9 protein-coding genes are annotated in these 11,123 nt (G+C 48.6%); all 9 read left to right on the plus strand.

Translation table 11 applies throughout. The features are described from left to right. The first annotated feature begins 15 nt into the window (after positions 1-15). The 9 genes from LGT44_RS00825 to LGT44_RS00865 all read left to right on the plus strand — a co-directional run bounded on the left by LGT44_RS00825 (position 16) and on the right by LGT44_RS00865 (position 11,079). Positions 16-1,290 carry a TolC family protein gene (locus tag LGT44_RS00825; RefSeq protein ID WP_230331910.1) on the plus strand — a complete coding sequence of 425 codons (1,275 nt, stop codon included), beginning with the start codon at positions 16-18 and terminating at the stop codon, positions 1,288-1,290. Further along, complete coding sequence (locus LGT44_RS00830) at positions 1,287-2,318, plus strand: efflux RND transporter periplasmic adaptor subunit (protein ID WP_230331911.1); 1,032 nt, start codon at positions 1,287-1,289, stop codon at positions 2,316-2,318. The genes LGT44_RS00825 and LGT44_RS00830 overlap by 4 nt, the downstream gene beginning before the upstream one ends. A 10-nt stretch (positions 2,319-2,328) precedes the next feature. Next, complete coding sequence (locus LGT44_RS00835; RefSeq protein ID WP_230331912.1) at positions 2,329-5,448, plus strand: efflux RND transporter permease subunit; 3,120 nt, start codon at positions 2,329-2,331, stop codon at positions 5,446-5,448. A 232-nt stretch (positions 5,449-5,680) separates the two neighbouring features. Next, the gene (locus tag LGT44_RS00840) at positions 5,681-7,729 is read left to right on the plus strand and encodes a heavy metal translocating P-type ATPase (RefSeq protein WP_230331913.1); all 2,049 of its coding nucleotides are present in this window, start codon (positions 5,681-5,683) and stop codon (positions 7,727-7,729) included. A 135-nt stretch (positions 7,730-7,864) separates the two neighbouring features. Next, on the plus strand, positions 7,865-8,548 hold the full coding sequence (locus LGT44_RS20310; RefSeq protein ID WP_230331914.1) for a DUF4158 domain-containing protein: 684 nt from the start codon (positions 7,865-7,867) through the stop codon (positions 8,546-8,548). Beyond that, positions 8,545-9,207 carry a hypothetical protein gene (locus LGT44_RS20315; protein WP_230331915.1) on the plus strand — a complete coding sequence of 221 codons (663 nt, stop codon included), beginning with the start codon at positions 8,545-8,547 and terminating at the stop codon, positions 9,205-9,207. Before LGT44_RS20310 ends, LGT44_RS20315 begins: the two co-directional genes overlap by 4 nt. Before the next feature lie 46 nt (positions 9,208-9,253). Further along, complete coding sequence (locus LGT44_RS00855; RefSeq protein ID WP_113603043.1) at positions 9,254-9,493, plus strand: HTH-like domain-containing protein; 240 nt, start codon at positions 9,254-9,256, stop codon at positions 9,491-9,493. 66 nt (positions 9,494-9,559) lie between these two features. Then, positions 9,560-9,940 carry a hypothetical protein gene (locus LGT44_RS00860; protein WP_230331916.1) on the plus strand — a complete coding sequence of 127 codons (381 nt, stop codon included), beginning with the start codon at positions 9,560-9,562 and terminating at the stop codon, positions 9,938-9,940. Continuing rightward, positions 9,937-11,079, plus strand: coding sequence for an Hsp70 family protein (locus LGT44_RS00865; protein WP_230331917.1), 1,143 nt, complete (start codon positions 9,937-9,939; stop codon positions 11,077-11,079). The genes LGT44_RS00860 and LGT44_RS00865 overlap by 4 nt, the downstream gene beginning before the upstream one ends. Positions 11,080-11,123 lie beyond the last annotated feature (44 nt).

Below are 11,123 nucleotides of genomic sequence, written 5' to 3' on the forward strand. Positions count from 1 at the left end.
AGGCTGGAGTTTTCTATGCAACTTTTCCATCGAGCGATGGCCATTTCGGCTATTGCTTTATCTTGTAGTTCTTTTGCTCTAACCGCTGTTGCGGAATCCACACTGACGTTGGGTGAGGCTGTTCGCGCCACCTTACAACACAACCCTCAACTAGCGGGTTACACCTTCAAGCTAAATGCTTTGGCCGGGGAAAAACAAACCGCTGCACTCAGGCCCGGGCTGCGGGTCAATACTGATCTTGAGAATGTGGCAGGCTCAGGTGAATTGAGCGGAACCAAAGCCAGCGAGCTAACCATTTCCCTTTCTTCCGCCATCGAATTGGGCGGGCAACGTGATGCCAGGGTCAATCTGGTCACCGCTCGCCAGCAACAGTTGGCGTCCTCGCAGCGCGTGCTTACGTTAGATGTGGTGACTGCCGTTACACAGCAGTTCATCCGTTTGCTGGTTGCGCAGGAAGAACTGACGCTTCAGGAGGAATTCCATCAGTTACTTCAACAGACCCTGACGTCACTTACCCGGCAGGTGCAAGCGGGTGGCACTGCCGAAACTGAGCTTTTGCGCGGCAACGCCGCACTAACCCGCGCCACACTGGCCTTGCGACAAGCTCGCCAGCGAGTTAGTGCGGAACGGATCAGGCTGAGTGCGTTTTGGGCCGATACCTCTCCGGACTTTACCGCCGCAAAAGCGGATCTATATGGCGTCCCGTCAACAACAACCTTGCCTGCCTTGTTGGAAAAACTATCCAACAATCCAGATCTGGCATTTCTCTCCGCTGAGATCAATGTCCGTTCGGCAGAAGTGCGCCGGGCACAAAGCGAACGTCGCCCGGCGCTGGAATGGAATGCGGGAGTTCGCCGCCTTCAGGAAAGCGATGACTCCGCTGTAGTGTTTGGACTGAGCATGCCCCTGGGGAGCAGCGGCAGAGCTCGTGGGGCAATCGCTACGGCTACCGCCAACCAACAACAAGCGGAATGGGACAAAGATGCAACACGAATCCAGCTGGAAGCACAACTGATCGCCGCGTACGAAACCCATCAATTAGCAGTTGATGAAGTGAATGTGCTGCGTGATCAGGTCATCCCATCCCTCAAGAAAGTCATGCGCAGTACTGCTGATGCATTTGACCGGGGACGCTACAGCTATCTGGAATTAAACCTTGCGCAAAACCAATTGCTGAATGCCCAGCAAGCGCTGGTGGAAGCGGCTGCCCGCATGCAGGAAACCCGAATAGAGCTGGAGCGAATGATTGGCTCCACCTTGAACGAACAGAATATTGAGGCCACCCCATGAAAACATCGAACAAACATTTAGCAAAACCCTTCTCCAAAAATCTGCTGAAATCCCCCCCGGCGTTGGCTTTCATCCTGGCACTTTTATTGGTGTTTTTCGTTGCCGATATTTATAAGGCTAATGCAGCAACGGATAGCGATGATCACCAACATCAAGAGGATGAACACACAGAAGAGTCCGGTTCACATGGCCATGGGAACGATGAGAAGCACGAAGATGAAGAGGGAACCAGTCAAATCGAAGACGCCATGGCACAAACTGTGGGTATTGTGACGGAACGCTCCGGTGAACAAACACTTCATCAAACCATCGTCACTTATGGACGATTAACCACAGCGCCGGAACAAACCAGCCATGTGCGCGCGCGATTTTCAGGTGTTATAACGTCGGTACGTGGAACTATTGGCGAGACGGTGGCAGCCGGTGATCTTCTGGCTGAAGTTGAAGCCAACGAGAGCTTGAGAAAATACAGTATTCGCGCACCTATTGCCGGGATGATCGTGCAACGGCACGCTAATTCTGGCGAGGTTACAGGAGATCAAATACTGTTTTCAATTTCGAGCTTCGACAACTTGTGGGCCGAGTTGCGTATTTTCCCCTCTCAACGTTCCTCTGTTGCTATCGGGCAAGAAGTTTTTCTGAGCATAGGCGAGCAAAAAGTTAAAACAAAAATTGAGCACCTCCTCCCGGCAGGTGACGAGCAGCCGTATCTCATTGCGCGCGCAAAACTAAGCAACGACCTATCCATGCTCTCTCCAGGTTCAATGGCAGAAGGACGTATTGTTATCGATGAATTTAACGTAGACGTAGCGGTAAAAATAGATGCTCTGCAAATCCTGGGAGGGCGCACCGGGGTTTTTGTCAAACACGGTAATAAATACGAATTTATCCCCTTGATCGTGGGCCGAAAAGATGACAGCTATGCCGAGGTCATATCTGGCCTGAAACCAGATACAGAGTACGTAACCCGAAACAGCTATCTCATTAAAGCTGACATCGAAAAATCTGAAGCCGAGCACGAACACTAAGGGGTGTAGCATGATTGATTCACTACTACGCTTAGCCATCGAGCGGCGTTATCTGTTTTTAAGTTTTGTTTTATTAATCGTCGGCATCGGGTTTTGGAGTTACCAAAAACTCCCTATTGATGCGGTGCCCGACATCACCAATGTCCAGGTGCAAATTAATACCGCTGCACCAGGTTACTCGCCGTTAGAAGCCGAACAGCGGATTACCTACCCGATAGAAACCGCGTTGGCAGGGTTACCCAACCTGTCCTATACGCGGTCGTTATCCCGCTATGGTTTATCACAGGTTACCGTGGTGTTTGATGAAGGTACCGATATCTACTTTGCCCGGAACCTCATCAACACCAAACTGGGGTCGATGAAAAGCGTGCTGCCTCCCGGCATGGAACCCGAAATGGGACCCATCTCGACAGGTTTGGGTGAAATCTTTATGTATACCGTTCAAGCGGCTCCCGATGCGCGAACACAAGACGGTAAGCCTTACGATTCTACCGCCTTGCGTGAAATTCAAGACTGGATAATCAAACCCCAGTTGGCGCAGGTAAAGGGTGTGGTAGAGGTAAACAGTATTGGTGGCTATAACAAGCAATACCACATTACGCCAGATGTACAGAAACTCCTGCACTTCGGGGTGTCGATGGAAGATTTGGTTGAAGCGCTTGAATCCAATAATGATAACCGTGGTGCAGGTTACATCGAGCGCAATGGGCAACAATTACTGGTGCGCTCGCCCGGCCAATTGGGAACCTTGGATGACATCGCCAACGTCATTGTTGCGCAGCAGGATTCTGTTCCTGTCAAAATTAGTGATGTAGCAGAAATCGCTATCGGGAGAGAGCTTCGAACCGGTGCAGCAACCCAGGATGGTGTTGAAACCGTGCTGGGTACGGCCATGATGCTCATCGGAGAAAACTCACGCACGGTGGCGCGAGACGTAGCAGCACGGCTGATTGACATTCAAGCCTCACTCCCGGATGGCATTATTGCGACACCCGTTTATGATCGTACGGCTTTAGTTGATAAAGCCATTGCAACGGTCAGTAAAAACCTTCTGGAAGGCGCCTTATTGGTGATTGTGGTGCTTTTCCTGTTACTTGGAAATTTGCGTGCGGCACTGATCACGGCGGCAGTGATCCCACTGGCCATGCTGGCGACGATAACTGGCATGGTAAAAACCGGGGTGTCAGCAAACTTAATGAGCCTTGGGGCACTGGATTTCGGGATCATCGTAGACGGCACCGTGATCATTGTGGAAAACGCTATACGACGTTTATCCCATGCCCAACGCGAAGGGGCTCTAAGTCTGCGCGAACGCTTAGACGTGGTTTTCGAGGCGACCTCTGAAGTGATTCGACCCAGTCTGTTTGGTGTCGCGATCATCACCGTTGTTTATATCCCGATTTTTTCCCTCACCGGTGTGGAAGGCAAAATGTTTCACCCTATGGCCGCAACGGTCGTGATGGCACTTGTCGCCGCAATGGTTCTATCCCTCACAGTTGTGCCAGCTGCGGTCGCGGTTTTTTTAAGCGGGAAAATCAGTGAACAAGAAGGTGTTGCTATTCGCAGTGCGAAGCAAATGTATAAGCCTTTATTGTTGCTGGCATTTAAATTCCGTTGGTTTGTGATTGGCGGTGCTACCGGTCTTGTCATCATTTGCACGTGGCTTGCCACAACGCTGGGATCCGAATTTATTCCGCAACTTAACGAAGGCGATATCGCGTTACAAGCCATGCGAATCCCCGGTACCGGCCTCGAACAAGCGGTCGAAATGCAGGAAATTCTCGAACAGCGTATCAAGTCGTTTCCCGAGGTAGATAAGGTCTTTGCACGCATAGGTACTGCCGAAGTTGCGACCGACCCAATGCCCCCGAATGTTGCCGATAACTACGTCATCTTGAAGCCTCGATCCGAATGGCCCAATCCCGATAAGACCAAAGAGCAGTTGGTGGAGGAAATGGAAAAATCGCTTGAGGAATTACCCGGTAATAATTATGAGTTCACCCAACCCATCCAAATGCGGTTCAACGAACTCATTTCAGGTGTCAGAGCCGACCTGGGTATCAAGGTGTTTGGCGATGACCTTGATCAACTGGTGTTGACCGCTAACGACATACTTGAAGCCTTGAGCCAGGTAGAGGGTGTGGCCGATGCGCGTGTTGAGCAAGTGACGGGATTGCCGACACTTTCAATTATTCCTAAGCGAAGCGCGTTGGGCCGCTATGGATTGAATGTGTCAACACTTCAAAATTGGGTCGCTGCTGCCGTTGGTGGTGAAAGTGCAGGCATCTTGTATGAGGGTGATAGACGCTTTGAGCTCATCGTGCGATTACCTGAGGCTGTACGGCGCGATGTCGAGAAGCTTAAGTTTTTACCTGTGCCATTGCCTAACGGTGATTACGTTCCGCTCTCTGAAGTGGCCACCATCGACATTTCTCCCGCGCCTGCACAAATTAGCCGGGAAAATGGCAAGCGTCGGGTGGTTGTGACGGCAAATGTACGAGGTCGCGACCTCGGCGGATTTGTGCAAGATGTTAAAGCGCAAATTGCCGCCAAGGTGGATATGCCCCCAGGGTATTGGCTGGATTACGGGGGCACGTTTGAGCAACTCGAATCGGCAAGTAAACGCCTTTCTCTTGTGGTGCCACTGACGCTGCTGCTGATCATCGGCATTCTTGTTATGGCGTTTGGCTCGCTAAAAGACGCGTTAATTATTTTTAGTGGCGTGCCTTTGGCGCTCACGGGTGGAGTGCTGGCGCTAGCCATTCGAGATATGCCCATGTCCATATCGGCAGGTATTGGTTTTATTGCGCTTTCAGGTGTTGCCGTACTCAACGGCCTCGTCATGCTCGCTTTTATTCGCGACCTCTGGCATGAAAAAGGGGATTTGATGTTGGCTGTGACGGAAGGGGCACTTCTTCGCTTACGACCGGTTCTGATGACCGCATTAGTAGCAAGCCTTGGTTTTGTGCCAATGGCACTGAATACGGGAACGGGTGCGGAAGTCCAGCGCCCCTTGGCCACAGTGGTTATCGGCGGGATTATTTCCTCGACGCTGCTGACGCTGTTGGTGTTACCGGTTTTATATCACTGGCTTCATAGCAAATTTGGGGCGACCAGGCCAAAGAATTAATTTTCTTCGAAGGCTCAACGTTTGGCGCTGATTGTACGATTAGATGAAAACCGATGACCGGGGCACAGATTGCCCGGTCATCAACCGGTTTTTTCACAGGAGCATTGACGATGACTAGCTTTAAAACATTAATTATTTTGCTATCGGGATATTACTAAATGCCTGCCGATCATCATCAGTGATTTGAAATGACGCCTCAATTTTTATCGCTTTTTCAAGCAAAGGAAACGTTATGGAACATACACACCAATATGACGAACAGGGCAAACAAATGTGTTGCACAGAAGAAGCAAAAATCAATAACACAGCAGATGCGCTAATAAAAAATAGCCCCATGAAAAGCTGTAGTTGTTCCGGTGACGATCAAGATCAGCATACCAATGATGATAGTCATGACCACGATCATGCCAGTGAGGATGGTAACAATATCAGGCTATTTCTACCTGCCGCACTGAGTTTCGTTGCACTGCTGATTGCAATAGCACTGGATAATTATTTTCCACAAACCTGGTTTACGGGCTGGGTACGTATTGGCTGGTATGTTGCCGCCTATTTACCTGTCGGCCTGCCCGTGTTGAAAGAGGCCGTTGAGAGCATCGTCAAAGGTGAAGTGTTTTCTGAATTTTTATTGATGGGTATTGCCACCATCGGCGCTTTTGCTATTGGTGAATATCCGGAAGGTGTTGCCGTGATGTTGTTTTATTCTGTCGGTGAAGTATTCCAGACCCTCGCCGTGAAAAGAGCAAAAACCAATATTAAAACCCTGCTTGATCAACGCCCCGACGAAGTAACCGTGTTACGCAATAATCAAACGATGACTCTCAAAGCAGAGACCGTCAGCATTGGCGATATTATCCAACTCAAAGCAGGTGAGAAATTAGGATTGGATGGTGAACTCTTATCTGAAACCGCCTCGTTTAATACCGCTGCGCTGACCGGCGAGAGCAAACCTGACACAAAAACCAAAGGCGATGCGGTTTTGGCGGGGATGATCAATCTCAATGCCGTATCACTAGTCAAAGCTACCGCCGCTTATACCGACAGCAAACTGTCCCGAATTTTAGAGTTAGTACAAAACGCTGCTGCGCAAAAAGCGCCTACCGAATTATTTATCCGAAAATTCGCCAAAATATACACACCTATTGTAGTTGCGTTGGCCGTTGCGATTTGTGTGGTGCCATACGTATTTGTGGAGACTTATGTATTCAGTGAGTGGTTGTACCGTGCCTTGATTTTCCTGGTGATCTCCTGTCCGTGTGCACTGGTCATTAGCATTCCACTGGGCTATTTCGGCGGCATAGGCGCAGCCAGTCGAAACGGTATTTTATTCAAAGGCAGTAACTTTTTGGACACCATTTCTACCATTCAAAACGTGGTGATGGATAAAACCGGTACCATGACGGAAGGTGTTTTTATAGTACAAGAGGTCAACCTGAAGCCCGAGTTCAATCGCGATGAAATCCTGAAAATGGTTAATGCGCTGGAAAGCCAGAGTACGCATCCGGTAGCGACCGCTATTCATCAATATGTAGGCGATATCGATAGCAGCATTACATTGAACAATGTTGAAGAAATATCGGGTCATGGATTGAAAGCCGACGTGAATGGCAAAGTGTTACTGGTCGGTAATTTCAGGCTGCTCGATAAATTCGCCGTCGCCTACGATATTGATCCGGCCTCGATTGTGTATACCGTCATTGCGATTGCCTACGACCATAAATTCGCGGGTTACATCACCATTGCTGACAGCATAAAAGAGGATGCGCAATTAACGATAGACACGCTGAAACAACTCGGTGTCAACATTACCATGCTTAGCGGTGACAAAAATTCCGTGGTGCAATTTGTCGCACAGAAATTAGGTATCGCGAATGCCTTTGGTGATCTGCTGCCAGAAGATAAAGTTAACAAGGTAAAAGAAATCAAAGCGCGCAATGAAACCGTTGCATTCGTAGGTGATGGTGTTAATGACGCACCGGTCGTTGCCCTGAGCGATGTCGGTATAGCGATGGGCGGCCTTGGCAGCGATGCAACAATCGAAACAGCCGATGTTGTTATTCAAGATGATAAACCCAGCAAAATTCCCACTGCCATCGCCATCGGTAAACAAACCAAACGCATTGTTTGGCAAAACATTTCCCTCGCGTTCGGTGTAAAAGCCATCGTATTAATACTGGGTGCTGGAGGCTTAGCCACAATGTGGGAAGCGATTTTTGCCGATGTCGGCGTGGCATTGCTGGCTATTTTTAACGCGGTGCGAATTCAGCGAATGAAGTTTTGATTAGGTGTGGGTATGGCGGCGCTCCATCAAAAGATCATTGTAGAACACTTTATTTCGTCAGACACCGGTGGTCGTTGATTCAATCGTAGGTTCCGTTTCCATAATTAGATAACCATTAGGAAGAGAAATGAGCTGATGGCAGCTATTTATCAAACAGCCTACCCACGCATAAAATCAGACATCACCCCAAACGAATTGGGGGATGTTTACACGCCCACGGCCGAAGATCTGGAATTTGCTCTTCGTCATTGTAAGCGCACCAGCGCCTCATTCCTGGGTTTGCTGATTCAACTAAAAACGACGCAGCGATTGGGTCGTTTTGTTCCGCTGGGTGAAATACCAAAGGTTATCATCGCACACATCAAAAACCAGTGTCGTTCCCGGGTGACACTCAACGATCTACAAACCTATTACACCTCAGGATCGAAAGATCGCCATGTAAAATTGGTTCGACGTCATCTCAACATAAAAGCCTACGATACGATCAAAACATCCGAGCTGGCACAGGTTTGGGCGCAGGATGCGGCGACGACCAAAGAAGCTCTGCCGGACATCATCAATGTTACTTTGGAGTATTTGGTCAAGGAGCGTTATGAACTCCCGGCATACAGCGTGCTTGAGCGAATATGCCAGGCAGCCAGGGCGGAGGTAAATACCCGATACTACGATCAATTATGTGGATTTTTAACGGACGAAAGTCGGCAGCGTATCAACGATATTCTTCGCGTCAGTACAGGGCTGAGTGGTTTTGGCTGGAGCACTCTGAAGAGTGAACCCAAACGATTAACTCCTCGCAACATCCATACCTGGAATGGTTGACGTCCCTGCAAACGCTTCTGCCCACGGATTTGGGGTTGCCCCCAGTCAAACACCAGCAGTTCATTGATGAGGCCAAAGCCCTGGACTACGCTGAGCTCGTGAAGCTCAAACTCAATAAGCGGCTTGCGCTCGTCATCGTCCTGATCCGGCACCAATACGCGCGAACGCTGGATAACGCAGCCGACATATTTATGAAGCTGTTGTTAAAGATGGATCGTTCGGCGCAGAAACTGTTGGAGAAATACCTGAGTGACCATCAAAAGCAAACCGATCATTTGATTTCGGTGTTGTCGGGAACGGTCAGGGTGTATCTGGATAAACCCGAATCGGTGACAGCCTTTGATCCGGTGCTCGGCAAGAACAGCGATCAGTTGCTGCACATGTGTGAACAATATATGGCGTTTGCGGGCAACAACTACTTGCCGTTCATGGTGCAACTTTACAAAAAGCAGCGATCTACCTTGTTTCGCACGATTGAAATACTCAATCTCGCATCGGCTACGGAGGACAAGGATTTACTGAACGCCTTCCAGTTTATTTTGAAACATAAACAAACTCAAACTGATGAGTCTAGATTGCCGAAGATGTTGGTTCGTTTTTTGATTTTTATCAATCTAAAAAGTAAGGAATTTATTGCAATCGACCCAGTTATTATATAATTTAGCTAAATTATATAATGTGTCCGTCAAATGCTGGAGTTCCAGAATGAACGAATACGAGATTTTTGCGCAAATAAAGAGTGCACTTAGTGATGCCCCTCGCAATCAATACACTGCTGAGCTGCATCTGCAAATGATCAAATATGCTGATGAGTTGAAGAACATCACAGCCAAAGAGTTTTGTGAGGGAGTTGGCCTGCGAGGTAGTTTCGGTACGGAATTCAGCAAGATGCGGAATCTGACTCAGCGCTTGAAAGCGGCGGGGTTGGATACTGCAAAAATTTGAGAAATCAAGCAAGCCCATTTGATTTTCAGAAACGGAAATAAGAACAACTATTCATAGGAGACTTTAATGGCGGACTCTGAGCAAACCACAACGACCCCCGAGGCCATGAGGGATTCTGTGATCAGCATGGCGGTTGAGTCCTGGCGCTTTGGCCGGGTGTTTGACCGTCTGCTGATGAAACTCGATGCTGGGGAACAGAACCGATACAAGAGCCAGTTCCGCTGGTTTATCAAAAAGGTCGAAGAAGCCCTTGAGCAAGCGGATCTGCGAATCGTCAACGTCGAAGGGCAGCCCTTCGATCCCGGCATGGCCGCCACTCCGCTGAATATCGAAGAGTTCGATACTAAGGATGCCTTGATGGTCGATCAGATGCTCGAGCCGATCATTATGGGGAAAGAAGGTTTGGTTAAGACAGGAACGGTCACTTTGAGGAAGGTGGAACTATGAAAAATTTCGTTGGCATTGACCTGGGTACAACAAACAGCGCGATCTGCTCTTATGACGGTTCCGAAACCCGCATCTGGAAGAGTCCTGAACAGAATGATGTTACGCCATCAGCTATTTATATTGATCGTCGTGGCAATAAATATGTTGGTAAGCGAGCTTACGATTCTGCACCGCATAGCCCAGACAACTCAGCGATGTTATTCAAGCGTGTAATGGGAACAAGTACGCCAATTCAGCTATCTGCAGTAAATCTTACCAAGACTCCCGAGGAATGTTCAGCTGAAGTACTAAAAGTGTTGTTCGGGTACTTGCCGGAAGAAATTAGAAATGATCCTGATACGGGGACTGTAATAACTGTTCCGGCAGCATTTAATCAGATGCAGAAAGACGCAACAATGCAGGCTGCTAGTATGGCCGGGATCGGGAAAGTTGCACTTATGCAGGAGCCCGTAGCTGCAGTAATGAGTGTCATGCGTGCCCGTAATACAGATGGAATGTTTTTAATTTATGATTTGGGTGGCGGCACGCTCGATATTGCCATTGCAGAAAGTATTGGAGGAAGGGTAAATCTTCTTGCTCATGGTGGCATAGCTATGTGCGGTGGTCGGGACTTCGATCGAGTATTAGTCGATAATGTTGTTCGTCCTTGGTTACTTGAAAAGTTTGACCTCCCAGAAGACTTTTCTGTAAATCCTAGTTATAAATCTCTAATTAGACTGGCTACTTGGGCTACCGAGCGCGCAAAAATTGAACTTTCAGCGCGCGAGGAAGTTGTTATTAGTCTCTCAGAAACTGAAACACGAGTTAGAGATCTGAGCGGAGATGAAATCTATCTCGATATCCAATTAAAACGTGAAACTTACGATAATTTGATTGCAGAGCGCGTAGCTGAATCGGTCAACTCAGCTCGCGAGGCTTTAAATAAAGCTGGGCTCTCTCCTCATGACCTTGAGAGAATTGTGTTTGTGGGTGGTCCAACCAATTACAAGCCTTTGAGAGATAAGGTTGCTTATGAGCTTGGAATACCTGGAAATACCGATGTGAATCCAATGACAGCTGTGGCCGAAGGAGCTAGTCTTTTCGCTGGAGGGTGTTCAAAATTCTGTGTCAGCGAATTACAGATCAATATGAGCGTCTAACCGCCCGGCAAAATGAATCGACAGCTGAGACAGTGTCAGATTCC

Source organism: Thalassolituus alkanivorans (assembly GCF_020447205.1).
GTDB classification, from domain to species: Bacteria; Pseudomonadota; Gammaproteobacteria; order Pseudomonadales; family Oceanobacteraceae; genus Venatoribacter; species Venatoribacter alkanivorans.

Coding starts and splice junctions, on each gene's coding strand:
- LGT44_RS20310 (WP_230331914.1), top strand. CDS start 7,865: ATGGCAGCTATTTATCAAACAGCCTACCCACGCATAAAATCAGACATC.
- LGT44_RS00840 (WP_230331913.1), top strand. CDS start 5,681: ATGGAACATACACACCAATATGACGAACAGGGCAAACAAATGTGTTGC.
- LGT44_RS00860 (WP_230331916.1), top strand. CDS start 9,560: ATGGCGGACTCTGAGCAAACCACAACGACCCCCGAGGCCATGAGGGAT.
- LGT44_RS00825 (WP_230331910.1), top strand. CDS start 16: ATGCAACTTTTCCATCGAGCGATGGCCATTTCGGCTATTGCTTTATCT.
- LGT44_RS00835 (WP_230331912.1), top strand. CDS start 2,329: ATGATTGATTCACTACTACGCTTAGCCATCGAGCGGCGTTATCTGTTT.
- LGT44_RS00855 (WP_113603043.1), top strand. CDS start 9,254: ATGAACGAATACGAGATTTTTGCGCAAATAAAGAGTGCACTTAGTGAT.
- LGT44_RS00865 (WP_230331917.1), top strand. CDS start 9,937: ATGAAAAATTTCGTTGGCATTGACCTGGGTACAACAAACAGCGCGATC.
- LGT44_RS00830 (WP_230331911.1), top strand. CDS start 1,287: ATGAAAACATCGAACAAACATTTAGCAAAACCCTTCTCCAAAAATCTG.